Source organism: Candidatus Zixiibacteriota bacterium (assembly GCA_035380245.1).
GTDB lineage: Bacteria > Zixibacteria > MSB-5A5 > GN15 > FEB-12 > DAOSXA01.
Map to the genome: position 1 here is coordinate 266,031 of DAOSXA010000002.1, position 25,286 is coordinate 291,316.

23 protein-coding genes and 1 tRNA gene are annotated in these 25,286 nt (G+C 51.0%); all 24 read right to left on the reverse strand.

The features are described from left to right. Window positions 1–2 precede the first annotated feature (2 nt). A complete protein-coding gene (locus PLF13_06295; GenBank protein ID HOP06886.1) occupies window positions 3–1,502 on the reverse strand; it encodes a Wzz/FepE/Etk N-terminal domain-containing protein in 1,500 nt (499 codons plus the stop codon). Between the two features lie 13 nt (window positions 1,503–1,515). Beyond that, the gene (locus PLF13_06300) at window positions 1,516–2,475 is read right to left on the reverse strand and encodes a polysaccharide biosynthesis/export family protein (protein HOP06887.1); all 960 of its coding nucleotides are present in this window, start codon (window positions 2,473–2,475) and stop codon (window positions 1,516–1,518) included. Window positions 2,476–2,618: 143 nt separating this feature from the next. Then, complete coding sequence (locus PLF13_06305; protein ID HOP06888.1) at window positions 2,619–4,268, reverse strand: GGDEF domain-containing protein; 1,650 nt, start codon at window positions 4,266–4,268, stop codon at window positions 2,619–2,621. Between the two features lie 27 nt (window positions 4,269–4,295). Beyond that, entirely contained in the window at window positions 4,296–4,472 is a 177-nt protein-coding gene (locus tag PLF13_06310) for a hypothetical protein (protein ID HOP06889.1), read from the reverse strand. A gap of 110 nt (window positions 4,473–4,582) precedes the next feature. Then, window positions 4,583–4,972, reverse strand: coding sequence for an STAS domain-containing protein (locus PLF13_06315; protein ID HOP06890.1), 390 nt, complete (start codon window positions 4,970–4,972; stop codon window positions 4,583–4,585). An 88-nt stretch (window positions 4,973–5,060) separates the two neighbouring features. After that, window positions 5,061–7,088, reverse strand: a complete 2,028-nt coding sequence (locus PLF13_06320) for a SpoIIE family protein phosphatase (protein ID HOP06891.1) — start codon at window positions 7,086–7,088, stop codon at window positions 5,061–5,063. A gap of 55 nt (window positions 7,089–7,143) precedes the next feature. After that, window positions 7,144–9,057 carry a tetratricopeptide repeat protein gene (locus PLF13_06325; protein HOP06892.1) on the reverse strand — a complete coding sequence of 638 codons (1,914 nt, stop codon included), beginning with the start codon at window positions 9,055–9,057 and terminating at the stop codon, window positions 7,144–7,146. A 378-nt stretch (window positions 9,058–9,435) separates the two neighbouring features. Next, complete coding sequence (locus PLF13_06330) at window positions 9,436–10,329, reverse strand: tetrahydrofolate dehydrogenase/cyclohydrolase catalytic domain-containing protein (GenBank protein ID HOP06893.1); 894 nt, start codon at window positions 10,327–10,329, stop codon at window positions 9,436–9,438. Continuing rightward, window positions 10,295–11,161 (reverse strand): TIGR00282 family metallophosphoesterase, encoded by an 867-nt coding sequence (locus tag PLF13_06335; GenBank protein HOP06894.1) that lies wholly within the window; start codon window positions 11,159–11,161, stop codon window positions 10,295–10,297. The genes PLF13_06330 and PLF13_06335 overlap by 35 nt, the downstream gene beginning before the upstream one ends. A 115-nt stretch (window positions 11,162–11,276) precedes the next feature. Continuing rightward, window positions 11,277–12,845, reverse strand: coding sequence for a ribonuclease Y (gene rny, locus PLF13_06340; GenBank protein HOP06895.1), 1,569 nt, complete (start codon window positions 12,843–12,845; stop codon window positions 11,277–11,279). A 112-nt stretch (window positions 12,846–12,957) separates the two neighbouring features. After that, on the reverse strand, window positions 12,958–13,260 hold the full coding sequence (locus PLF13_06345; GenBank protein ID HOP06896.1) for a cell division protein ZapA: 303 nt from the start codon (window positions 13,258–13,260) through the stop codon (window positions 12,958–12,960). A gap of 95 nt (window positions 13,261–13,355) precedes the next feature. Next, complete coding sequence (locus PLF13_06350) at window positions 13,356–13,601, reverse strand: hypothetical protein (protein ID HOP06897.1); 246 nt, start codon at window positions 13,599–13,601, stop codon at window positions 13,356–13,358. After that, on the reverse strand, window positions 13,598–15,988 hold the full coding sequence (gene pheT / locus PLF13_06355; GenBank protein ID HOP06898.1) for a phenylalanine--tRNA ligase subunit beta: 2,391 nt from the start codon (window positions 15,986–15,988) through the stop codon (window positions 13,598–13,600). The genes PLF13_06350 and pheT overlap by 4 nt, the downstream gene beginning before the upstream one ends. A gap of 3 nt (window positions 15,989–15,991) precedes the next feature. After that, entirely contained in the window at window positions 15,992–17,005 is a 1,014-nt protein-coding gene (pheS, locus tag PLF13_06360; GenBank protein HOP06899.1) for a phenylalanine--tRNA ligase subunit alpha, read from the reverse strand. 16 nt (window positions 17,006–17,021) lie between these two features. After that, window positions 17,022–17,372 (reverse strand): 50S ribosomal protein L20, encoded by a 351-nt coding sequence (rplT, locus tag PLF13_06365; GenBank protein HOP06900.1) that lies wholly within the window; start codon window positions 17,370–17,372, stop codon window positions 17,022–17,024. A gap of 32 nt (window positions 17,373–17,404) precedes the next feature. Then, window positions 17,405–17,602: a 50S ribosomal protein L35 gene (rpmI, locus tag PLF13_06370; GenBank protein ID HOP06901.1), complete on the reverse strand. Its 198-nt coding sequence runs from the start codon at window positions 17,600–17,602 to the stop codon at window positions 17,405–17,407. Between the two features lie 44 nt (window positions 17,603–17,646). Then, a complete protein-coding gene (infC, locus tag PLF13_06375) occupies window positions 17,647–18,282 on the reverse strand; it encodes a translation initiation factor IF-3 (protein HOP06902.1) in 636 nt (211 codons plus the stop codon). 24 nt (window positions 18,283–18,306) lie between these two features. Next, a complete protein-coding gene (gene thrS / locus PLF13_06380; protein HOP06903.1) occupies window positions 18,307–20,238 on the reverse strand; it encodes a threonine--tRNA ligase in 1,932 nt (643 codons plus the stop codon). 73 nt (window positions 20,239–20,311) lie between these two features. After that, window positions 20,312–20,388 (reverse strand) — tRNA-Val (locus tag PLF13_06385). Between the two features lie 210 nt (window positions 20,389–20,598). Beyond that, window positions 20,599–21,492, reverse strand: coding sequence for an HDOD domain-containing protein (locus tag PLF13_06390; protein HOP06904.1), 894 nt, complete (start codon window positions 21,490–21,492; stop codon window positions 20,599–20,601). Further along, a complete protein-coding gene (locus tag PLF13_06395) occupies window positions 21,482–21,940 on the reverse strand; it encodes a hypothetical protein (GenBank protein ID HOP06905.1) in 459 nt (152 codons plus the stop codon). Before PLF13_06395 ends, PLF13_06390 begins: the two co-directional genes overlap by 11 nt. A gap of 72 nt (window positions 21,941–22,012) precedes the next feature. After that, window positions 22,013–22,465 carry a hypothetical protein gene (locus PLF13_06400; GenBank protein HOP06906.1) on the reverse strand — a complete coding sequence of 151 codons (453 nt, stop codon included), beginning with the start codon at window positions 22,463–22,465 and terminating at the stop codon, window positions 22,013–22,015. 13 nt (window positions 22,466–22,478) lie between these two features. After that, complete coding sequence (gene fliS / locus PLF13_06405) at window positions 22,479–22,928, reverse strand: flagellar export chaperone FliS (GenBank protein HOP06907.1); 450 nt, start codon at window positions 22,926–22,928, stop codon at window positions 22,479–22,481. Between the two features lie 8 nt (window positions 22,929–22,936). Then, window positions 22,937–25,279, reverse strand: coding sequence for a flagellar filament capping protein FliD (gene fliD, locus PLF13_06410; GenBank protein HOP06908.1), 2,343 nt, complete (start codon window positions 25,277–25,279; stop codon window positions 22,937–22,939). Window positions 25,280–25,286: the final 7 nt, after the last annotated feature.

Genomic DNA, 25,286 nt, shown 5'->3' on the forward strand with positions numbered 1-25,286 from the left:
GGCTAACGACCTACATGTAGTCTTTCGATTTTAGGTATTGTAGCCAGGACCTTGAGCCCCAGCGTCTCTTCCACGTCATCAACGTTCTTGAATGAATTATCCAGTACTTCGGCCAGAAATACCGCGGCGCCGCCGATGACCAGCCCCAGGAGAATACCCATCATGATGATCTTCTTCTTATCGGGATAGAACGGAGCCAGCGGGATTTTGGCCGGCTCAATAACTTTATATTTCGTGCGATCTTTAGCTCGTTCCGAGAGAATCTCGACCGTCGTTTCCTCAGATCTGAAAGCATCACGATACCGGCGCGCTTCAGTAACCCGACGCTCCAATTCGTCGATCTCGGTCTGAACGCGCGGCAGGGAGTTGATCCGTCCGGCCAGTTTTCCGAAATCCTGGTTAAGCTGTGTAATCATTGAATTGAGAACGTCTACATTCTCAGTGACAACGAAATACCGTCTCACGATTTGTCGTAAGTTCTCGGGGTAGGAAGCGAACTGTAAATCGACAGCACGACCGATTTCTCTTTCGAGGAGCTTGATGTTGTCCCGAATTCGAATATGCGCTGAAATAACGTTCTGATCCGTCCAGGGATATTTCTCAATCTGACCGGCATAGGCTGAAACTTCGTTTTCCAGCTCTGTCCTGAGACTCACCAACGAATCGGTGTAGCGCATGCGCGGACTCTCCAGATCAGCTTCACTCAAACGATCTTTCAGAGTCGTCAGCTCCGTCTGGTATTCGGATAACTCCTGACGGGTCTCCTCGATCTCAGTTTCGATCTCTCGTCGATTGGTCAGTGAAGATATCCCCTGCGGTAATTGGAGTTGTTCCAGCCGAGCGCGTGCTCGGCTCAACGAATCTAGAATCTCGTTATATTGGTATTCAGTTCGCTGGAGTTGGAGATCCGCAAACGACTGGTTGTCCAGAATTTTGTCCATTTCATAGCGGCTCTTCTCCTGCTCGAGAATCTCGGTCAAATGTTCGACCATGTCGCGAGCTTCCGTCGGATCGGCAGATTCTACCGTGAGCTGGATCTGGTCCAAACCGACGTATGCAACGCTGATCTTCTCCCGCAACGATTCCAGCAGTAAGTGCATCTTAAGCTGTTCCATGCTGCGGTCGGGATTATCCTCACGCATCCGAGCCGCTTCGCGGGTCAGATCGGCATCCCGATCCAGACCGAGATCACGGATCAACTGCGTAAGATAAGCCTGTGACGTAATTTCGTTCTGCAAGGCTTGCAATTCACGGCGCTGATCCTCGGAGGATTGGCGTTGATTACCTTCACGTCCCAACAGATTAACCAACTCACGAGAGACGGTATTAGGACGGTCAATCCAGATTATCGTCGAGGACCGATACATTGGAGTCAGGAAGAATGTAGCTCCATAGGCAATCGCCGACACCAAAATCAACGGTAAGACAATCAACCACTTACGACTGAGGACAATCGAAAGAAGTTGACGAAGATCTACCGATTTTGATTCTTCTTGTGTCATAATCCGGGATATTTCAATTATTGTCGTCCTTTAAGGTCTCGTACAGCAGCAGGGCTGATGTCAGAGCACCCAGCGCCGGCGTGGCATATTCGACAATACTGCGCCAAACGGAGCCTTTCCGTGCAGGAACTACGACAACATCCTCTTTTTGCATTATATAACGAGCCGGCTGTCCGGTTTCGAAATACTTCTCCATGTCGATCTTCATTGTCTGGGCGTAGGGTCCGTCCTTGGAGATAACTCTGGTTTTCTTGAGATCGGCGTTATCAGTCGGTCCGCCAGCCAGCGAAATCGCTTCGAGAACATCAACATTTTCCTCGTATGTTATCGGTCCGGGCGATGTTACAGCCCCGATGACATAAAAAGCATTTCGTAACCGAATACCGGTGGCAATACTTCTCGCCGGTATTCCGGTAGGCGTAGATGGAATATCCACGGCGTCGCCGGCATACAAACGAGGCAGTTTATTCGTCTCACCATCGGCAATGGCGCTTGCCATATCAACCACTTCTACTCCACCGGCACGATCCCCGCCTCTGATTATTGTCACCCTTGAGAGGTCTCCCTGCTCGGTAATCCAACCGGCTTCATTGATTACCGTCAGCAGATCGGGTATGGCTTCATAAGTCTTTTTACCCGGGACATTCACCTGCCCGGTAACGAATACATACTGAGAGTTGTACTCGACTACACGGACAACCGCCTGAGATATCCGTTTATTAAGCCGCGACATACTTCGTACGATCTCGTCCTGAAGCTCGACTGTAGTTTTACCGACCGCTTCGATTTCACCGATAATATCAAGCGATATCGTCCCATCCAGACGTACTCGCACCTGAGTGTTCAGCACATTATCCTGCCAGAAACTCACCTGGAGTACATCCTCCGGGCCAATACGATACTCAGCCGCTACGGCTATTGTCGCGGTAAGCAAAAAAGACAGAATCAGGGTCTTGATCAGAGTTTTTTTCATTATGAGCGTACTCCCGCTTGTTTTCCTCCATGAAAACGCCGGTAACTCTTTATAAAATCGGCATTTCTACGAATATCATTTAACAACAATATATCCCCCCGGGTTTTGGACTGTAAAGAATAAAAAGACCGCCGTTGCAAAGCTCAGGAACGATTGCTGTTTTCTTCGGTCGCAGCCAACAGAGCTAGATTACGTCCGGCCTCCTTAGCCTTAAGTAAGGCCATATCGGCAGCATAGATAAGTTTATCTCGATCATCACCGTTATCAGGATAAACCGCTCCTCCAAGGGAAACCGTACAAGAGATCGTACCGACAGCTTCTACTTCAAATTTCCTGCCGGCAATATCCCGCTGGAGTCGTGTCATGAACTTCTCAGCCATCTCACTGTCGGTCTCCGGCATAATAATACAGAACTCATCGCCGCCATAACGCGCGACGATGTCTATCGAACGGATCGACTGCCGCAGTACATAACCCAACTGCTGCAAGACCTGATCCCCGGCTTGATGTCCGTAGCGGTCATTGATCACTTTTAATTCATCAAGGTCAAAGAGAATCAACGTCAGATGGCGCCGATAACGAGATGCCCGCGCTATTTCTTCATCGAGCCGTTTTAGCAGATAGCGTTTGTTCGCCAAACCGGTCAGGTCATCAGTAAATGACATCTCCTCGATCCGATGGTATGAATCGGCTATTTCAAGAATCTGAGTGGCTTGCTCACGATGCATCGAGAGTCGCTTGTCGTCCAGCACCTTACGATCTCCCGAGAAAGCCAGAATCCCCTCCTGCTGGTCACTTAGTGAAAATGGCGCAACAAAATCAAATCCGGAATTCTTGAGCTGATCAAGTAACTTATCAGTCGTTTCATTGACTGGTTTAAAGCGCCCCAGATTGGTCGCTTCATCGTTTGCCAGTGACTTGACAAGGGTTTCAAACGACTCAACCGATGGTGTCTCAATCGGTCCCTTTATTCCGCTCTTGACCAGTTTAAGACCGGTTTGACCGGTCCTGTTTCGATACAGGTAAACGGCCCGCCCTAATCCTAATTCCTCCCGCACTACCTGCAATATCTTGTGTACTAAGGCATCCGAATCGAGCTGTTTGACCAGGTGGAGTATCGATGTCTGTCCGTTTACCGGTGTTTCAACCGCTTCCACCTTCTGCTTGAGATCATCGACATTCCTCAGCAGTACCTCGCGCTTGGTTTCAAACCATTTGATATGATAAGCCGCCGAAAGACATTGAGCCATCGATGCCAGGTGAGCGAGCCCATTTATATTGATCATTTTATCATTGGCGCGAATGAAATATATTCCATACAGGTTTTCATGCCAGTATACAGGAAAAAACCAATCGGCCCCGGCCAGTTCCAGATTTGATCGCATAGTCGACGACAAGTGCTCCGAGAGATCACCAATCGGTCGCGGTCGAAAACTCAACTTAACCGTTTCGAATATCTGACGGCTGTACGCCATGCGGAAATCACGACGATTTAGTCCGATAAGACCATAAGAGTAGTTACAAATCAGATTCCCACGCTTCTTACGCATGAATACAATCAACTCACAGCCAAGATCCTCAATCATCATGTTCGACACACGTGAGGCAACTTGGGCAATATCCCCTCCCAGGGCATTGGCGCTGAGCAGGGTGAAGAAATCATCCTCTCTCTTAACCGCGCCATACCTGATCGAAGTACTGACGGAATGCAATCTGAAATACAGCCATACCACAACACTGACTGCGACAGTCAACGCTATAACCAATAAACTGTCAATTCCGGTTAAACTCATTGATTGGATTCCTGCCGGGGCACGGCCTTAACCGCGACTGCCCCAAACATATCTGAAACGGGCTCTCTTGGTCAGCAGTCCCCGTTGCCGCAATATATTGAAAACCTGCCACCAGGACAGGATTTCACCACCGTCACTATCATTAATTTCACGTTTGATCTGATTGATCGTTGCAAACGGATCATCGCGAATAATCCGCAGCATAATCGACTCCGGGTCATTGGCGCCGGTCTCCTTGCCGGTCCGGCGTTCAATCCCGACTGCCGTCTCGCCTGATCCGCCGCTGGAGAACTGGTCGACGACAGTAAACCTGGTTACATCCTGGTCTTTTTTTTTACTTCGGTTCCAGTCAGACTGGAAAAATCCGAGCGAGCCTCGTCTACCGAACTATACGCCTTGAGTACTTTATCGAATTCGAGCAAGTCGTATATCTCGTATACGTTCGGGATCATGTTCGCCAGCTTGATATCACCGGCATTAGCTCGTACGTCACGTATGTTGGAGATAAAAATACCCCAACCAGCCGAAGAAATATATTCGACCCCCGCCAGATCAACCACAACCCGATAACGCCCGCGCTTCATAAGGGTATCGAATACCTCTTCCAACTCGCGAGCCGTATTTGTATCAATCACGCCATCCACACGGACTTCAGATACTTGTCCCGGTCCGGATTCAGACAGTGAGATTGAGATATTTTCCATTTTATAAGACCGTTTTACCCTTGCGGTTAGACTTCACTAGAATAAAAACGAGTGAATGGGATTGGGCAAGAAAAAACTAGCGGGACAATCAGATCTCCGGATCGTCCGGTGCCGAACTAATGGTAGCGGGGCCTTCTGTCTGATCAGCCTCCCCGGTAACGACAGCTCGGGCAATAATAAACGAAATATCATCCGCCGGTCCGGCAAATCCGGTAAAATCATCCAGCTCCGCAACCAGCGCTTCACTGAGCGTATGAACCCCCTCACTGCCGTTGGCAACCAACCACTGGCGCAGGAACTTGGCGAGTCGATCCATACCGAATTGTCGTCCTTCGCGATCGGCTGCTTCTGTAATGCCATCGGTAAAAATGAAGAACAGATCGCCGTTATGAAGCTCCATACGCCTCTCCTCCAGCGAATCACCGAATCCCCCCTCTAGCGTGACCGGCATACCCAACGGCATTCCCGAAGGATTTATAGGCCGAACCTCATGGTCTTCAGCGGCAAAATACAGCATCGGATTATGCCCGGCCGAAACCAGACTCAAGGAACGCTCGGCGGAATCATAAACCGCCAGCATAACGGTGATAAACATCCCCCCGGGCATATTCTTCTTCAGATAACTGTCAACACGTATCAGTATGTTCCGAGCCGATTCCGCCCGCGCGGCGTGAATCTGAATCACCGTCCGGAGCATAGACATTACCAGTGAAGCCGGGACACCTTTTCCGGAGACATCGGCCACGACCAGACAATAACGCCCGGGATCGATCTCGAATACATCATAGAGGTCTCCCCCTACCACTGAAGCCGCACGGTAAAAGGCATCGAGTTCCAGGCCGAAAATATCCGGCAACTCGTGCGGAAGCAGGGTCTGCTGAATCTGTGAAGCGACCTCGATTTCCTTCGCCAGCTTCTCACGGGCGACGATGTTCTTGCGGTCCTGGCTCAAACGCGTCATCATTTCGTTCAAGGCACGTGATATTTCGAAAAACTCCTCAGCGCCTCCCAGCGGCAATTCCGATTCCAGGTCACCGCTCGCAAATCGGCGTACCCGTTGCGTGATCCGCACGATCGGCCGGACGAAATAATTGGACAGGACATAAATCCCCAGCACCCCGACAGCCAGCAGTAAAACCGTTACCAGTGAAGTTCGCCAGCGAGCTTCCGAGCGCTGTCTTAAAACCTCTTCCGAGGAATAAACGACATGCGCCTCGCCGAACTGGCGCCGCCCCGAAAGAATCGGCCAGCTCAGATAGTTCAATTCACGCCCGTCCTCTTCGAACCGGATCGGTCCCGGACCGGCTTCGGTGGTATCGAGTCCGGGCGGAAGCACGAACGGTTTGCGTATATTGCGAGCGTCATCGCTGTGCGCACGAACGATTCCGAGCGTGTCGGTCAACACCAGCAGGTCCAACTCCGGATTGGCTCTGACATACGACACAACCAGCTCATCGAACTCGACATCCGAACGACTGCGGATAAAATAACCGGCGGCCTGATCGGCGACGGTCTTCACCAACGACTGAACCGTATTGTCCAGACGATCCAGAATTTGATCCGAAGTCTGGCGATCGATATAGTAAAATGCTCCGCCGATAATCACCGAAACGATAAAGAAGGTCCAGATCGAGAACTTCATCCTCAACGACCACATACGGCGGATCAGTGGTCGCGTGTCGGCTTTCGTCTCCCCTAACCGTTTGATCATGCGAAGTTCATTGCGACTGGCGGACGATATATATTCCACCGAGTCCATGATCTTCTGCATCATGTAAAATCCCAACCCTCCCTTACGTCCCGATTCGACCAGTTTCTCCAGGTCAATTTTCCCGGTCGAGTTGGGCTGAAAAGAACGCCCGAAATCTATAAAAGAGAAAACCACGAACTTGCGATAGATAACTATTCGCAGGCGCAGCACACCCTTTTCGTAAAGATAAGCATGGCGAATGATATTTGTCGCCGCCTCCTCGGTTGCCAGTAGTACCGCCGAAATCTCTTTGCGTGACATGTTGGCGGCAACACAAGCCTCACGGACGGTGCGTTGAATGCTGTCGAGATATTTCTCTTCGGCGGAGAATTCGGCGTTGATCTCTTTGACCGGTCGGCGAATCATATGGGGAAACTACCGCAGGAAAGGCCTTGAAGCCAGAAAAAAAGGGTAAAAGCCGTTATTGCTCGGACTCCAGCCGGCTTTTTGCCGTAGCGATATCCTCAGCTACGGAGGGATGTGAAGGATCGGCACGCAGGACCTTTTCCCAGGTATCGATGGCTTTCTGGTACTCACCGTTACGATAGTAGTTGAGGCCTTCCTGGTAGAGCAACTGAATCGCAGCATCGGTTTGCGGGGTGGCACTGTCTTTGCCGGCTTGTCCCGATCGCCATTGAGTAACCAGATTGGCGATACGCTGAACCACCCGGCGACGTCCTTCGAGAGCAGCCTGATATGTGGAATCTAGTAAAAGCGCTCGGTTGTAGCTCTCAATAGCAGTAACTAACGAATCCATCTGTTCAGCCTGCACCGCTGATTTTATTGTCATATCTCGATCCATGTTGCGTCGATTGGCAATCGTCTTACGCAATTCCTGTAGCTTCCAGGAAAGCTCCTGCATCCTTTCGCGACTCGCAGGGGCAACATGTATATATGCCTGGATATTCTCATCCATTCGGTCAATAATCTTCTCAGCAGAGGTGTATTGGCGATCACGGAAGATACCGTCGGCGACACCGTAATATCCCTGAATTTGGTCGCCGGCCATAACCAGGGTTAAATCAAGTTCTTTCCGGAGGGAATCAACAATCACGTCGCTTGTTCCGGCTAATGAGTCTTGTTGCTTTTTGAACTCCTCGTTCAATTCACGACGCAATTGAGCCATTTCATCCTGAAAACGATTGTGAATATCTTTCTCAGCAAGTGCTTCCAGAGAATCAGATGCTGCTTTGGAACCATCCACGGCCTCAGTACCACGTCCCGGTTCAGCAAACAGAACTGCTCGGTCAAACGCTTTCTGCGCTTCCCGATACTCGCCTGTTTTCATATACACCTTGCCGTTAGCAATAAGATCCCGATACTGCTCTCTACGATATTCCGCCAGCACCGAATCAGGATTAGGGCCGGTCTTCGGAATCAACTTCAAAGGTTGTATCTTGACCGACACCGTATGACGGTAATCATCATAACCCATATCATCCTGATTGCGGGCAACGGCATAATCGACACTCCACCAATTCGTACCTAAGCCGCCCCCGGCAGTCACTCCCTCGCCGTTATAACCACCACGGAGTTTAACATCATACCCCCGCCAGAGACGATAGTCGGATTCCACTCCGAGCACCAAACGACCGTCATCTTCAGTATCGTCATCGACCATCAGCAAATCCGCTGAAACCAACAGCCCGAGTCTGGGGGCTACCGAAACGTTCTTATAGCTGGCGCCTACCGCCAATCGCCAGACCGGACTAGCGATATTATCTTCGGATTCAATATCATCAAACGATATGACATCGCAAGTAGCGAGACCTATTGCCCAGTGTTGATCGAACTGATAGCGGGCGCCCAGATCCATCGTTACGCCGTATTCAGTCTCACCATCGATCAAGCGACGATTCAGCTTGATTGTGGATCCCAACGCATAACCGGTGGGAAACTCGTGAGCAGCCGATAGTTGTACCTGCAATTTCGAGTCATCATAGACCGATACCTGTCGACCCGATTCGAGGATGTTCTTACGATCCTGAACTCGCTGCACTGCCAAAGCCAGCACTGTTCTCGAACCGGGGATAAAACGTCCGGCTATAAAACCACCCTCGGAGTTCGTGTAACGAGAGAAATAGGAAAAGTCACCCGAGAACCATACCTTGTCGATACTGCCCAGTCCTGCCGGATTGTAAAAACTCGAGGCCGGGTCACCCGTTATAGAACTGAACGCTCCCCCCAGAGCTATCGCCCGAGCTCCGAAACCACCCCGATATGCAGTCTCAACACCGTCTTCACCTGCCCAAACCGACATGCCCAGGCACAGCACCATAGCCAGCAGAAGGCTCGTCCAGAGACAGCGATTGCGTGTGGTGTTTACTACTCTCATTCTCGTGCGGTTCTGACTCGCTTGGTATTGTTGAAACATCTATTGTTTCGTTCCCCTGTCGCCACTGATTTGCTGTCAGTGATCTACCCCAAAACAGCATCGAAGGTATTTCGACACTATTCCTTGAACAAATAAAGCAAAGATTGTGCCGTTCAATAACTTGAGACCTATACAGCTATCGGAAATCCGTTCTCGATATGTATTACTTTATTGAGTCTGCCTAACCTATACAACAACAAAAAGATGACACCACGAACATATTCGTGGACGGCATAAATTTCCCACCAGAATCATTGGGCTAATAGTAGTACGGCTGTAGCCGCCGCACCTATGTGCAATTATTGCGCAGACACCTGCAACCCACTCCCCTAAATCGACTTACCTGGCCTTCTCCGCGGCCGTAACGGTATTGAACATCAACATGGCGATTGTCATCTTCCCCACTCCACCTGGAACGGGCGTAATATAAGATGATTTCGGTGCGCATGCTTCGAAATCAACATCACCGACATTCCGATAGCCTTTCTCTTTAGAGGGATCTTCAACGCGATTGATCCCGACATCGACAATCACCACTCCATCCTTGATCATATCCGGCTTGATGAAATTCGCCCGGCCAATGGCAGCAATCAAAATATCGGCTCGGCGGGTTACCTGAGGCAAATTGCGAGTACGCGAATGAGCAAAGGTGACGGTTGCATTGGCCATCGGAGCTTTCTGCAACAACATCGCTCCAATCGGTTTGCCGACAATGTTTGATCGGCCAACAATGACTACTTCCTTGCCTTCCGGATCGATTCCGTAGTATTCCAGGAGTTTTATAATCCCAAAAGGAGTGCACGGCAACGGTCCCGGTCGTCCGATCAACATGAGACCGACATTGTGCGGATGAAAACCGTCAACGTCCTTTTCCGGTGCGATCGTTAAAGTAACCCCCAGTTCATCCAGATGACCGGGTAACGGCGACTGTACCAAAATTCCGTGGATTTTCGGATTGGCATTGAGCTTCTTAACGATTCCGATCAATTCTTCCTGAGAAATATCAGCCGATCGGGTTATCACCTCGGAATACAAACCGAGCTTGGCGCAGGCTTTAGCCTTGCTGTCGACATAAGTCTGCGAAGCCGGATCATCCCCAATCAGCACCGCTGCCAGACCGGGTATAATCCCGCGTTCGGCTAATGCGGCAATGCGCGCCTTGAGTGATTTTTTGACCTGCGCGGCAACAACTTTGCCGTCAATCAACTGATATGTCGTCGTCGCTTGATTCATCCTCTTGTTCACCCAGAATATCTTGAGGTTTGAAAGTATCGATATCGAAATCGAATCGGAACTGCTCGATCTTAACGGCCTGGCCGTTGGCTGGATTCACATCGACAAAAACTCCGCTGAGTTTGACATCATCGGTGGCGGTCGTGAATCGTTTCGGCATTCCGGTGAGCAGACGTCCCAGCGAAGGCCCCTTCTGCATCCCGATCACCGAATCGTGCGGTCCGGTCATACCGGCATCGGTCAGATAGGCGGTGCCCCGTTCGCTGATTTGGTTGTCGACCGTCTGAACATGCGTATGTGAACCGATCAAGGCCGATACCTTACCGTCCAGGAAATGAAACATCGCCTGTTTTTCAGCGGTGGCTTCGGCATGGAAATCGACGAAAATGATATTCGCTTTCGAACCGATCTTTAGCAATTCTCGATTGGCCGTTTGAAACGGGCAGTCGATTTCCTTCATGTAAATACGCCCCTGGAGGTTAAGAACCCCTACGGCAATGTCGCCGACTTTATCGACCATCGAGCCGACTCCCGGAGCGCCAATTGGAAAATTCGCCGGACGCAACAGTTTGGGATTCTTTTCGCTGAGATAGTCGAGAATATCAACCCGGTCCCAGATATGATTGCCCGAAGTCTGCATGTCGATACCGTACGAAAACATTTTGATCGACATCTCCGGTGTGATCCCGAATCCCCCGGCAGCGTTTTCGACATTGGCGATGACGTAATCCACACCGTGTTTTTCACGCAACGGCTTGATCATGTGGGAGCAGGCCTGGCGGCCGACGCGACCGCAGACATCGGCCACGTAAAGAATGCGGAAGTTCGACATGAGGCGAACTTTCTAAGGTGAGACGAGTTATTCGCCCGGCCGAGGGCTCCCACCTGTCACCCTGCAGCCCGGTATTATCAGAACCCGGCGTCGTCAAAACAATGCCGGGTTGTCATTACTTGGCGTATTCGGTCGAACGTGTTTCGCGAATCACGGTGACTTTAATCTGTCCCGGATACTGCATTTCCCGCTCGATCTTGGCGGCAATATCGCTGGCGAGAATCTGGCTGGCGAGATCATCGACCGTCTCGTACTCGACAATCACCCGGATCTCACGACCGGCCTGAATCGCATACGCCTTCGACACTCCCTTGAAACTATCAGCCAGCTCTTCGAGCTGTTGCAAACGTTTGATGTAAGCTTCCAGCGGTTCGCGCCGCGCTCCGGGACGAGCCCCGGAGATGGCATCGGCCGCCTGAACCAGCACCGGGTAAGGACCGATCATCGGTACATCGCCGTGGTGTGATTCGATGGCGTTAATCACGTAATCGTTCTCTTTATAACGGCGCATGAAATCAGCGCCGATCTGAGTATGTGTCCCCTCGGTTTCCCGGTCGATAGCCTTGCCGATATCGTGCAACAGACCCGATCGCTTGGCCAGCATATCGTCCAGTTCCAATTCGGCCGCCATCAAACCACAGAGCATGGCGACTTCCTTGGAGTGCGCCAGGACATTCTGCCCGTAAGATGTACGGAAATTCAGCTTACCCAGATTCTTTATCACTTCAGGATGGAGTCCGTGCACGCCCAATTCGAAACAGGCCTGCTCGCCTGCCTCACGAACGATTACCTCCATCTCTTTCTCGGCTTTTTCTACCACCTCTTCGATGCGTGTCGGATGGATACGACCATCGGTAATGAGCTTTTCCAGAGCCATACGTGCAATTTCACGGCGAACCGGATCGTAACCGGACAGAATCACCGCTTCGGGAGTATCGTCGACGATCACATCGATCCCGGTAGCGGTTTCGAAAGAGCGGATATTGCGTCCCTCACGGCCGATAATACGCCCCTTCATTTCATCATTGGGGAGATTCACTACCGATACCGTAGTCTCCACGGTATGATCGGCAGCGCAACGATAAATAGCCGACAGAATGATTTCCTTGGCTTCTTTGTCGGCGTCAGCCTCAGCCTTTTCCTTGATTTCTTTTATATGTGCAGCCGCTTCGACCTTAGCCTGCGAGATCATATTATCCATGAGTTGCTTTTTGGCTTCTTCGGGAGTCATCTGAGCTATCTTCTGAAGTTTCTCGTTTTGACTCTCGATTATCTCATCCAACTCCGCCTCGCGGAAGGCTATCCCTTTTTCACGCTGATTGAGAGATTTTTCACGTCCCGAAATTTCTTTCTCACGCACCTGAAGCATATCCAGCTTCTTAACTAACGAAGAGCTTTTCTCTTCCAGATCTTTCTGCAGCGCTTCGAGATTATGTCGTTTGGTCTCCGCTTCCCGATCAAAATCGTTTTTCAGCTTCAGCCACTCTTCACGGGCTTCCAGAGCGGCTTCTTTTGTTTTTATCCGGGCCTGGTTTTCCGCCTCGGCAATGACGGCACGGGCTTTCTCGCGCGCATCTTCGATTTCGGCTCGATTGGATTTCTGGACCATGGAGCGAGTAACGAAGAAAGCGACCAGCGCCACCACAACGGCCACGGCAGCAACCAGAATTACATTGGTTAACATCTACAACCTCCCGCCGAGAGATACTCCCGGCGACAATCTATGTATGAAAGCAATATGGAAAGGAGAACGACAACCGGATAAAGGCAGCGTTCAGGAGCTTAACTAACGTTGATCATTCAGAGGCCAGCGCCTTATTGAGACGTGACAATATGTCGTCGGCACTGCCGTCAATCTCTGTCCCGAACTCGACTTGACGATCCTGAAGTTCCAGGAGTTCGGAGGCAATTGACATTGCGGCCAGAATAGCCACTCGGTCACGGCTCTTCACCCGTGATTGAGAGGCTAATTCTTTCATCCTCTTATCAACGTAGTCGGCGACCCTTGACATGTATGCTGGATCCAAAGCACCCGTAATAGGGTATTCTTCACCAAATATATGAACCACTACTTTATTCTCGTCACAAGGATCAGACATGGTAGCCCTGATAAATACCTAATCGGTCGTATTTCCTATCCTGCTAATTCCCAAGAAATTACGAGCGAGAGAGGGTTAAAGTCAATAAAAAAATGTCAGTCCAGAGACTCCAGCTCACCCAGGCGATTCAACACCGTCTGTAACTTGGTTCTTACAGCGTTGGTTTGATCGGTGTGTTCAAGCTTAAGGGTACTGAAATCTTTCTCCAGGCGATCGTAAACCGCTCTCAAGTTGCTGTTTTCCTGCTTAAGTGAACGATTTTCGACTTTGAGGTGCTCCATATCGGTCAGGAGTTTTTCGAGATTCGCTGAAATCTGCTGGAGTTTCTCGCTGGTACTCATTTATCCCTCACCTCGGCATTAAAGTCACGCTTTAAACGTTCCACTACAATCTTTTGCGTTGCATCAACTTCATCGTGAGATAAACTGCGATCGGCTGAACGATACGTAACGCTTAAAGCGATTGATTTTTTATCCTTATCGATTTGTTCACCTTGATAAAGGTCAAATATCTCAACCGATTCGGCCAATTCGCCGGCAGCTTCACGGACGGAATTGACAATATCCCCCGCATTGATCGTTCGTTTCACCACGATAGCCAGATCGCGGGGGGCGGCGGGATAAATCGGCAAAGGCTTATATTCACTCAGACCTTTACAAGCTTCGAGAAGCGGTAGTAGCTTCATTTCCGCAGCCAGCACGGTCTCTTTTACACCACCGGCTTTTGCTGCTTTACGATCAATCAATCCAATCCAGCCAACCTCAGCCTTTCCCAACATGAGCTTGTACGATAGTGACGAATCCAGCCAACCGAAATCAGCCGGCTCGTACCTCAAATCGCTCCAGCCGAAGTGTTCCGACAACGCTTGCACCGCACCGGCCATATCATAGAAATCAAGATCACGCGGTTTATCTCTCCAGGTGGCTTCAGTACGTCCGGACAGCAACAGGCTCAATCGCTCTTCTTCAATCCAGTCATCTTCATCCGGTGTACCGGGGAAATAGACTTTGCCTATTTCAAACAATCGAAGATCCATATTTCGGTGCGACACGTTATGCCGTACCACTTCCAGCCCGGATTGGAGCAACATGGTCCGCATTACATCCAGATCCTCCGAACTCGGGTTGGTTATTTTTACCGGGTCCGTATCCGGAGAGATTTTACTTACCAATACAGAGTGCACCAGTCCATGAGTCAGCATTTCATCGAATCCGGAGGCAGTCATTATCTGACGAATCTCGCGACGGAATCGATCAATCGGAAGGATCGGAGTAAACAACGGTCCGATGCTTGTATGCGAGTCGGGGACAGCATCGAATCCATCTATTCGGACAATTTCTTCGATCAGGTCGATTTCTTTTTCGATATCGGGACGAAACGTGGGAACCGTCACTTCCAGGGGATCGCTTCCTTCAACCTCGAACTCGAGCAATCTGAAGATCTCATGCATCCGGTCGGGATCAATGGTGGTTCCGAGGATGTCATTGCATCGCCGGGGCCGGAAGTTAATTTTCTTGCGCTCGATTTTTTCCGGGTAGCAATCGACAACCCCCTCAAGCACCTGCCCACCGGCAAGCTGCTGGAACAGCGACGCTGCGCGGTCGACAGCCCAGTCAATACCACCGTTCGGATCGGCTCCTTTTTCAAACCGTTGTGAAGATTCCGTTACCAATCCCAGGTGTCTGCGGCTGCGACGGATCATCGATGGGTCGAAATAGGCGGCTTCCAGCAGCAAATTGACAGTGTCGTCCTCGACTTCGGAATTGAGTCCCCCCATTACACCGGCGGCTGCGACGCCATCTTCACCGTTGGTAATAAGCAGCACATCATCAATAAGCAGATGTTCTTCACCGTCGAGTGTAGTGAATTTCTCTCCCTCGGCGGCACGGCGCACCACAACCTTATCACTTCCGAATCGATCCAGATCGAAAGCATGCAGCGGGTGACCGCACTCGAGCATCACCAGGTTTGAGATATCGACGATATTGTTAATCGGCCGCATACCGGCGATTATCAATTTCTTCTTGATCCACCAGGGAGACTCGGCCACTTTGACGCCCCTGATAACACGAGCGGCATAACGCGGACAACGCTCTATGTCATCAATCTCAACGGAAATGTAGTCCGAAGCCTTCTCGTCCGACTCTTCCAGATTGATTTCCGGTTTGATTAGAGTTGTCTTGGCCAGCACCGCCAGATCACGGGCAATTCCAATCGCCGACATGGAGTCAGGACGATTCGGGGTTAGCTCAAAGGTAAGCTGAAAATCATCGAAGTCTAGGTAGTCGACAAGCGGCGTCCCCGGGATTGCGTCTTCTCCCAGCACCATAATACCGCGGTGGTCATCACTAAGTCCCAGCTCGCGTTCGGAGCAAATCATGCCGCAGGATTCTACCCCGCGTATTTTTGCCTTTTTAATGACGATATCTCCGGCCAGCCTGGCTCCCAGCATTGCCAGCGGGACTTTTTGCCCTTTGGCTACATTCGGAGCACCACAGACAACATCCATAGTCCCGGAGCCGTTGTTTACCGTCGCCAGTCGGATTTTGTCTGCTCCCTCGATCGGTTTAAGATCGAGGACTTCGGCCACCACCACCTTATCCATGTAAACTGCGGTCGGTTCTACATATTCACAGGCCGTGCCGCACAGCGTCAGGCGATCCGCGACCTCGTCGACCGACCAGTCCAGCCCGGTCAGCTCCATGAGCCATTTATAGGAAATCTTCATATCTTACAGAAACTGCCTGAGGAATCGAATATCATTGTTGAAGAACAATCGGATATCGTTGATCCGATACTTAAGCATCGCCGGACGCGCCACACCGGTTCCGAAAGCGTATCCGGAGTATTTCTCTGAGTCGATACCGGCATTTTCGAGTACATTCGGATGAATCATCCCGCAACCGAGAATCTCCAGCCAGCCGGATTGCTTACAAACACGACAACCCTTGCCGCGGCAGAGGAAACATTGAATGTCTACCTCGGCACTCGGTTCCGTGAACGGGAAATATGACGGACGAAATTTCAGCTTCAGACCGGGACCGAAATAGGCTCGGCAAAAAGCCACCAGGGCACCCTTCATATCCGACAGCGTAACGCCTTCATCTACGAGAAAACCATCGACTTGATGAAATGCAACATGAGAACGAGTCGAAATGGCTTCATTGCGGAATACCATCCCGGGGGTAATCATCTTGATCGGCGGCTTGCGCTTCTCCAGCATACGGGCCTGAACCGGCGTCGTATGTGTGCGCAGTACCCGGCCGCCTTCGACAAACAGGGTATCCTGCATGTCGCGAGCCGGATGATCCGGTTTGAAATTCAACGCCTCGAAATTGTAATAATCAGTCTCGACATCGGGACCGTAGGCAATTTCGAATCCCATTCCATGGAACACCTCGCAGATATCCGCAAGGGTCTGATTCAGAAGGTGCATCGCTCCGCGACGGGGAATCGTTCCGGGCAAAGTCGGATCGAATTCATTCGTTGAGGATGCTTTTTCGAGGTTACTCCAGGACTCTTTAATCAATCCTTCCAGTTCCGACCGCAACTGGTTGGCTTCCGCACCGACCTCCTTGCGTTCATCCCCGGTCAAGTCCTTAAGTCCTTTAAGAATCGCCGTCAGGCGACCCTTTCGACCAAGATACTCTACCTTAAGGTCATTAAGCACTTCGAGCGAATCAGCAAGGCCGATTCGCTCGAGAGCTTCTGACTTCAATTTTTGAACGTCATCAAGTAGTGACATATACACCCACTACCGATCAGTTCTCGGCCGCGATCTTGACCAGGTTCTCAAACGTAGTCAGATCACGGGCGGCGATATCCGCCAGCGCCTTGCGGTCCAGGTCAACACCAGCCTTCTTGAGACCGTTCATGAAACTGGAATAGTTGGTCCCGTACATTCTGGCCGCAGCATTGATGCGAGCTATCCAGAGAGCGCGGAAGACCCTCTTCTTGGCACGGCGGTCGCGATAGGCATATTTGAGGCCCTTGCGAACCGTTTCCAGCGCGGTCCGATAGAGTTTACTCCGAGCGTTGAAGTTACCGCGCGCCTTTTTCAACACCTTTTTATGGCGACGATGTGCGGCAACACTGTTCATTGCACGTGGCATAACATTAACTCCTTACCAAATCCGGTCACCGCTTACCCGTTGGGTAACAGTGAAGTGATACGCGACATGTCGGCGCTGGAAATCAAGCCGGACTTGCGCAGTTTACGTACACGCTTGGGGCCCTTCTTACGCATCAGATGGCTTCGATAGGCTTTGCTTCTCTTGAGCTTGCCCGAAGCAGTGCGCTTGAAGCGTTTGGCTGCCCCTTTGTGAGTTTTAATCTTCGGCATGGGCCTTTCTCTTACGGTTGTCGGCTGTCTACACAGCCACTGCTCTATTGGTCATCGTCAACCGTCGACACAACTTCCTCCGATTCGGAGGAATCTGTATCTTCGGCTTTTTTCTTCTCTTTTTGCCCCTGCTTGTCGCCCGACTTATCCTTCAGTTGCTTGACAACTTCCGGTTTCGGACTCAGAATCATCGCCATATGACGCCCTTCCTGTTTGGGGGGGACATCGATGATGGCTATTTCGGCCATATCCTCGGCGACTCGATCCAGCAGTTCTCGGCCTCTTTCCGTGTAAGCCATTTCGCGCCCGCGAAACATGACATACGTCCGGACCTTGGCGCCCGACATGAGAAACTCACGAACATGGTTCAATTTGAACTGATAGTCATGTTCGTCAATTTTAGGCCGGTAGCGCATCTCTTTCATCTGAAAGCTATGCTGCCGTTTCTTCGCGGCCTTCTCTTTTTTCGACTGCTCGTACTTGTACTTCCCGTAGTCGAGAATTCGACAGACGGGCGGACGGCTGTTCGGTGAAACCTCAACGAGGTCCAGACCGTATTCAACCGCTCGATCCATGGCTTCCTTTATAGGGACAATCCCTAGCTGTTCTCCCTCGGGCCCGATAAGCCTGACGGGTGAAACACGGATACGGTGATTGACCCGCGGTTCCTTAGTACTTATGAGTCCCTCCTGTCAAAGCGAATACTAATGTTTCTTCTCCAATCCTTTCGAGGCGACTTCCGCCTGTAATTTTTCAATCGCTTCAGCCACGGTCAAAGTACCCTGATCACCGACACCGTGTTGACGTACCGAGACCTTGTCCTCGGCCGCTTCACGTTTACCTACGACAAACATATACGGTACTTTGATCATCTCGGCATCACGTATTTTTGCGCCCACCTTCTCGGACCTCTCGTCCAGTTCGGCGCGCAAACCGGCCTGTTTGAGACGATCCACAACCGTCTCACCATAATCGTTAAGCTCATCGGTAATCGGTAACACCTTGACCTGAACCGGAGCCAGCCAGAGCGGGAAATTCCCGGCATGGTGCTCCACCAGGCAACCGAAGAACCTTTCAATCGAACCCAGTAACGCCCGATGAATCATGAAGGGGCGCTGCTGTTGGCCGTCCGCGCCAATATAATGCAGGTCAAACCTTTCCGGCAAGGAAAAATCAAACTGGATGGTCGAACATTGCCATGACCGATTGAGGGCGTCCTTGATCTTGATGTCGATCTTGGGGCCGTAAAAAGCACCGCCGCCTTCATCGACACTGAACTCCAGACCAGCCTTCTTCAAGGCTGCTTTGAGCCCCTCCTGGGCCCTGTCCCAATCTTTGGGATCGCCGATCGCCTTCTCCGGACGAGTCGACAGGAATATCTCATAATCCGTGAAACCGAACGAACTTAGAATGTGCACACAGAAATTCAGCAGCCAGACCAGCTCGTCTTCCATTCCCTCCTGGGTGACGAAATGGTGAGCATCATCCTGAGTGAAACCGCGTACGCGCATCAGGCCGTGCAGCACATCTCCCCGCTCGAAACGATACACCGTTCCGAGCTCCGCCCAACGTAACGGCAGGTCGCGATAAGACCACAAACGAGTCTTATACATCGAAATATGGAACGGGCAGTTCATCGGCTTGAGCTGGAACAGCCGTCCCTCCACCTCCATCGGGCTGAACATATCATCCGAATAAAAACCGGTATGACCGGACTGCTCCCAGAGCTTCAAATTAGCCACGTGAGGCGAGAAAACGAGATCGTATCCGGCCTTAAAATGCTCTTCGCGCCAGAAGTTTTCGATTTCATTCCGAACTCGCGCGCCTCTAGGCATCCACAGAACCAGGCCGGCGCCGACATCTTCGTTGATGGTAAACAACTCAAGCTGTTTACCCAACAAGCGATGGTCGCGTTTTTTGGCTTCTTCGAGCCGATGCAGGTACTCGTCAAGCATTTTCTGCTTGGGAAACGAAACCCCGTAAATCCGCTGAAGCATCGGGCGGTTCTCGTCTCCGCGCCAGTAAGCCGCGGAACTGGAGATCAGCTTAAAGGCCTTTATTAGACCGGTGCGCGGGATATGAGGACCGCGACAAAGGTCTTTGAATCTTGATTGCGTGTAGAAACTGACCGTATCGTCGGGAATATCCTCGAGTAACTCGACCTTATAGTCAGCCCCGGCCGCAGCATACTCTTTGATAGCTTCTTTTCGGTTTTTTTCTACACGGCAGAAGGGAGCATCCTCGGCGATGATCTCGGCCATACGTTTTTCAATCGCCTCGAGATCCTCAGGTGAAAACGGGCGGTCAACATCGAAATCGTAATACCAGCCTTCATCGATAGACGGGCCAATTGCCAGCTTGGCGTTCGGGAACAGCTCCACCACTGCCTGAGCCATGATATGTGAGCTTGAATGCCACATGACCTGGCGCCCTTCGGGCTGGTCGAAAGTCAATATCTCAAGGCCGGCGTCTGCGGTAATCGGCGTAGTCGTGTCGGTCACCTGGCCGTTGATTTTCACTGCCAGCGCCGCCTTAGCCAATCCCGAAGAAATTGAGGCGGCGACTTCCTGCCCGGTCACACCAGCGTCAAATTGCCGCCGGGACCCGTCCGGGAAAGTAATCGTTACCTGCGCCATAACCTATTCCTTCTAACAGCGTAAACGCGGATTTCAACCGTCCTTTCGTTCGGCTGCAACCCGCTTTCTTAAATGGTGGGCGATACTGGAATCGAACCAGTGACCCCTTGCATGTCAAGCAAGTACTCTAACCATCTGAGCTAATCGCCCGACCCAACCAGTAGCACCGAAGCACTACCCAACTATGTAGAGCATAACAAAATATGCGAGTTAAGGCAGTTGTCAAGCCCTAATTGAGCCTGTTTGATGAAATAATCGAATTGTGACTCAACAGGTTACGACCGCTCTGCAGCCTCCGATCAATAGTCGGTGTTCTCTTCGAAACACCCCTTCTAAATCGGCCGACTAAACAGACCGGCTTTAACCTATACCAACCATTTGCATGAACGTCTCGGCTTTGGAATATTCTTCTTTTAGCATTTCCGAAAAAGCCACGAGATCATCCGCCTGGAGATTCATATACTCGAGCACGCCGTCGGCCACATTACCAATCTGATTCGCCTGCTGGACGTGATCATAAAAAGTCCATTTGGCTACGTAGTTGGCCAGATGCACGATATAAGCGATCGGTGAGTCATCTTCCGATAATTGCGGAACATGGTGGCAGGTTATCGCTTCTCTCAGCTTATGCGGAAGTTTCCATTGAGCAGCCAACACTCCGCCGACCTGAGCATGCGAGTATCCCAACACCAGTTCTTCCAGTTGAACATCGGCCGTATCGGGATTGTTTTCACGAGCCGTCTGAATAGCCAGGAATTCATCCGGGAGGAAACATGAAATTACCAATTTGCCTACATCATGAAGCAAACCGGCCGAAAAGGCTGAATCCGGGTCGACGATTCCGCGAGATTTCACTCGCCGCGCCAACAGCCGACAGCAAAAGGCTGTTGCCAGCGAATGGCGCCAGAACGATTCCTGGTACTCCTGATCGATATTGTCGCTCTTGAACATATCCAACACCGATGCCGACAACACCAGGTTCTTGACCGCTTCCATCCCGACAATCTGTACCGCCTGTTTCACCGATTCAATTTCACGAGCCAGGCCGTAGAACGCCGAGTTGGTGAGCTTGAGCACCTTCACCGACATAGCCGGATCCTCGGCTAAAACCGCGGCAACCTGGACTGCTGAAGAATTTGGATCGTTTATGACCTTCTGTATCTGGTGAAACACAATCGGCGGTGTGGGCAGATTCCGGATATTCTGCACCACCGACTTCACTTTGTTGTCAACTGTGGCCCCATCAACTGTCATCTTCTATCTCATTATGCTGTGGCTTAGAACCTTCGAATTCATCCGCCAGTTTCTGAGCTATTATTTCCTTAACCGAACGGGACTCATAAAAGCCTTCTGCGATTCGTTGCTGCACTAACTCCAACCGAGAGACTCTCCCATAGCCTGAGGTGGATTCCGCCAGCCCTTTGTTTGATCGGGCAACGGCCAGACTATCGGCCAGGCTATCATAGAGTTGTGCTTCTTCAGCAGCAGTTTCAACCGCATCAACGGTCCCGGCGGCATAGCTGTCACACTGGTTGTCGGTAATAAGGGATAAGTCTGCCAGGTCGGCAAGTTCGGCACGTGTCTGCGTCCGAATATACTTGTCTTCTACGACCTGTCGGTCTTCTACCCCTTTTTGCCTTGCGGGACTGTCGCAGGTCCCCTTTCTCAAAGACTCGTTGTTCTGAACCGGTCCTATCTCCATCTTTTCACCTTCCATTTCCCATTGGTGGTGATTCGATCTCTTTTCAGTATTGATTACAACGCCTCCACCGCCTCAGTTTTTACCGTCGACAAACTGCGGTGAGGGGTCGGCGTCACGCATGTATTGCAGGATTTTGTGACTGCTCTTGAGTTCACCCAACTCCTGTTTGATCCTACGATAGCGATCACTCAGATACTCTTCACACTCGGCCACCAGAACCATGTTCTTTTTGACCATTGTCGCTATCGAATTCACTATCTTTTTCACTTCAGGATGTGCCGCTGCCAGGCGAAAAACCGAAGGATTCCGCGTCCTCATGACCGCTATCTTATCCTCTGATTTTTTGATCCGCTGATGGCAGCGCTCGATCTCAGCGAAAAGATCAAGCAACCGCTCATCCCGATTGAACTTGATGGCATCCCGCTGCTTATCCAGCGTTATGTAGAGAGACTGGTAAAAAGAATACTCTTCCTTCAGGGTCAGAATTAGCTGTCGCTCAAGCTGCGTTATTGCGTTTTTATCCATCGCGTCCATATAATTATGCCGAAGTTGTAAAACTGCCTGTCAGAGCCATCTCCGATTCGGGAACGGCCTTGATCTGTTCAGCCTTCGCGGCCTTACCCTGCTCGCTGAGACCTTGCCAGCCTTCTCGCAGGTTTTTCAGTACAGTTAAAATATCGTCAATTATCGCCAAATCTTTGGTCGCTTCCAGAACCATTGTTTGACAAATCACATACGAGTAGAGTTTTCCGAGATTGGCGGCAATCTCTCCACCCTTCTCAACGTCCAGAGTCGTGTACAAATGGACTATGAAACGCTTGGCCTTTTCCAGCGTATCCCGAAGATCGTTGTATTTCTCCTCGCGGATCAGGTCAGCCGCTTGTCCATAGGTTTTAATTGCGCCGTTATAAACCTGCAGAACCAATTCTATCTGCGATTTACCAATGGTGTCCATGGTCTGATAGGTTTTCAGCGATTTGTTCATCATAACTCCTATTAGTCCGAACTGTTGAATGACCAGTTGCTGTTGAGGGCATCGATCTGCGTCTCCAGGTATTCCTGTTCCGCATCCAACTCCGAAAGAATCGTTTCCATCTCGGTAAATTCGTTCGTGAGCGTTTCACGACGAATCTCAAGACGTTCATCGATCTCCTCGATCCGTTCTTCCTTATCTTCGATCTCCGTCTGGAGAGCCGCCACCTTGCGAGCAAACACACCATCGGTGGAATCGGTCAGGCTGTCGATGAGATCGTCAAGCTTGGCCGCGACTCCCTTGGTCGGAGTAATCGTTCCCTCCGCACCGTCGACCAGATCTTCTTCCGTTAACGTTATCAGAAGCTTCAAACCGGAAGTAGTCTCATTGCTGTCGAGAGCGGTCAGGTATTGTCCTACGCCCTCGCATTCTTCGCCGTTGATCGTCCCCTCCACGTCGAGTCCGGCATCGCTCGTGGCTGAAGACCAGCCGAGTATCGAATAAGCATCGTTGGACACGTTGTCCAGAATACACGATACCGTTGAATTGCTGCCGTACGTTCCGCTGGTGACCTTGATGTACCCCTGATTACCTCCGGTATCGACCCATTCGACCTCGATACCGCGACCGCCGATGTTTTCGTCGGCATCGATACCGGCCTGGATCTCGTCGATCAGGGCACTGATCGAGTTGTAGGTGCCTTCCGTAAGAGTGATCTCTTCCGAGTTCAATCCGTCGACCTTCAATCGGAAGGTGTTGTAGCTGCTGGTTATTTCAATCGGGCTGATCGAGGGAGTTGTAAGGACCGACCCCGTCATACTTCCCTGGGTCGCAGCCTGGGTGATATCCACTTCCATCGGTTCGCCGGTTTGAGTCAGCGCCGTCGAACTCATGAATTCGATTCCGGTTTTGCTGGATTCGCCCGACCCGACAAAAAGGTTGATCACATCCTCGAGATTGTTATTCAGAGCCTCCTGCAGCTTGGATGAATCATCGATTTCAAGGGTACCGTCGGACTGCGTGTGAATACCGATCGTATAGAGCTGGTTGTATTTCGACGTTATCCCTTCTATCGTCCCGGAGATGATGCTACGCAGGGACATCTGCATTGACCAGACCGATGTTTCGCCGAACAAAATACCGGTAGTTTCTTCATCTTCATCGTAGGTATTCTGATCGTCAATGAACTCTACCACTTCGTTGTAGGCATCGATAAAAGATTCAATCGTATCTTCAATGGTAGAGATATCCAGCTCGGACTGAACCGTCACGCTGTCGTCGGTTCCGGTAACCTTCTTCGTGGTCAGCGTCACCCCGTCGATGACATTCTTGAAGGTGTTCGTGGTTGAGGTAACCGTAATCGGAGAACCCGTTCCGCCTGCAGAACCGAGCGTGATTTTAGCATCGGTGGCTTCCTGCAAAAGGGGCGTGAAGGTGGAGACTGTAAACTCATCACCGGCCGTCATGATACCGTCACTGAAAGATAACGTCAAGCCGTCGGCGCCGTCACCGGTCAGAGTCACCTCGGTGTCGCCCGCGCTCACTTCGAAAGAACCGCTATTCGTACCGTCAGTCCAGTTGATCGTAATCGTGTCGGTGCCGATCGTTTGTTCGCCGGTCCCGCCCACGGTAAAAGTATAAGTCTTATTCTCGGAGCCCGTATAGGACGCACTGGCTCCGAGCGAAACTTCCGCCGTCGTCCCCGTACCGCTCGAATACGTTTCAGGCACATCGAAACTGCCCGTATCGAAATTCAGATCGAGACCGCCGCTAAGATCGCACGTGATATCTATCTTGTTCTTTCTGCCGGTATTATCACCCGACAGCACCAGACGATAAGCGTTGCTGTCGGTACCGTCGTTCACGAGTGTTGCCGAAATCCCCATGTCGGCATCGTTGATAGCGTTCTTTATATCGGCCAGACTGTTGTTGGTCGAGTCTACGGTAATGGTCGTAACCGCGCCATCACCGATTTGAAGTGTAATCGTTCCGGTTCCTAAATCGTTGGAAGTGACGTCGTCAAAACCCTGACTGGCGATTTGATGGTTGCGGGCCAGTGACAACACCTGAATATCATAGGAACCTGAAGTGGTCCCGCTGGTGCTGGTGGCCGTAAGATAATCATCATCCGTAACCGTTACACTGTAGTCGTTGAAAGTGGATGAACGCGAAAGGCTGGATACCTGGGTGCTGAGTGAAAGAAAATACGCTTCGAGCGTATTGTAGGCCGTGATAACACTAGTCTTGTATTCGACTTCACTTTCGAGAAGAACGGCGTTTCCGCGTTCCAACTCGATCATCTGATCAACTATCTCATCTGTGTCGAGACCTGACGATAGACCAACGATTGTTTGTGTGCCTGACATGATTACC

Coding starts and splice junctions, on each gene's coding strand:
- PLF13_06295 (HOP06886.1), bottom strand. CDS start 1,502: ATGACACAAGAAGAATCAAAATCGGTAGATCTTCGTCAACTTCTTTCG.
- PLF13_06300 (HOP06887.1), bottom strand. CDS start 2,475: ATGAAAAAAACTCTGATCAAGACCCTGATTCTGTCTTTTTTGCTTACC.
- PLF13_06305 (HOP06888.1), bottom strand. CDS start 4,268: ATGAGTTTAACCGGAATTGACAGTTTATTGGTTATAGCGTTGACTGTC.
- PLF13_06310 (HOP06889.1), bottom strand. CDS start 4,472: ATGCTGCGGATTATTCGCGATGATCCGTTTGCAACGATCAATCAGATC.
- PLF13_06315 (HOP06890.1), bottom strand. CDS start 4,972: ATGGAAAATATCTCAATCTCACTGTCTGAATCCGGACCGGGACAAGTA.
- PLF13_06320 (HOP06891.1), bottom strand. CDS start 7,088: ATGATTCGCCGACCGGTCAAAGAGATCAACGCCGAATTCTCCGCCGAA.
- PLF13_06325 (HOP06892.1), bottom strand. CDS start 9,057: ATGAGAGTAGTAAACACCACACGCAATCGCTGTCTCTGGACGAGCCTT.
- PLF13_06330 (HOP06893.1), bottom strand. CDS start 10,329: ATGAATCAAGCGACGACGACATATCAGTTGATTGACGGCAAAGTTGTT.
- PLF13_06335 (HOP06894.1), bottom strand. CDS start 11,161: ATGTCGAACTTCCGCATTCTTTACGTGGCCGATGTCTGCGGTCGCGTC.
- rny (HOP06895.1), bottom strand. CDS start 12,845: ATGTTAACCAATGTAATTCTGGTTGCTGCCGTGGCCGTTGTGGTGGCG.
- PLF13_06345 (HOP06896.1), bottom strand. CDS start 13,260: ATGTCTGATCCTTGTGACGAGAATAAAGTAGTGGTTCATATATTTGGT.
- PLF13_06350 (HOP06897.1), bottom strand. CDS start 13,601: ATGAGTACCAGCGAGAAACTCCAGCAGATTTCAGCGAATCTCGAAAAA.
- pheT (HOP06898.1), bottom strand. CDS start 15,988: ATGAAGATTTCCTATAAATGGCTCATGGAGCTGACCGGGCTGGACTGG.
- pheS (HOP06899.1), bottom strand. CDS start 17,005: ATGTCACTACTTGATGACGTTCAAAAATTGAAGTCAGAAGCTCTCGAG.
- rplT (HOP06900.1), bottom strand. CDS start 17,372: ATGCCACGTGCAATGAACAGTGTTGCCGCACATCGTCGCCATAAAAAG.
- rpmI (HOP06901.1), bottom strand. CDS start 17,602: ATGCCGAAGATTAAAACTCACAAAGGGGCAGCCAAACGCTTCAAGCGC.
- thrS (HOP06903.1), bottom strand. CDS start 20,238: ATGGCGCAGGTAACGATTACTTTCCCGGACGGGTCCCGGCGGCAATTT.
- PLF13_06390 (HOP06904.1), bottom strand. CDS start 21,492: ATGACAGTTGATGGGGCCACAGTTGACAACAAAGTGAAGTCGGTGGTG.
- PLF13_06395 (HOP06905.1), bottom strand. CDS start 21,940: ATGGAGATAGGACCGGTTCAGAACAACGAGTCTTTGAGAAAGGGGACC.
- PLF13_06400 (HOP06906.1), bottom strand. CDS start 22,465: ATGGATAAAAACGCAATAACGCAGCTTGAGCGACAGCTAATTCTGACC.
- fliS (HOP06907.1), bottom strand. CDS start 22,928: ATGATGAACAAATCGCTGAAAACCTATCAGACCATGGACACCATTGGT.
- fliD (HOP06908.1), bottom strand. CDS start 25,279: ATGTCAGGCACACAAACAATCGTTGGTCTATCGTCAGGTCTCGACACA.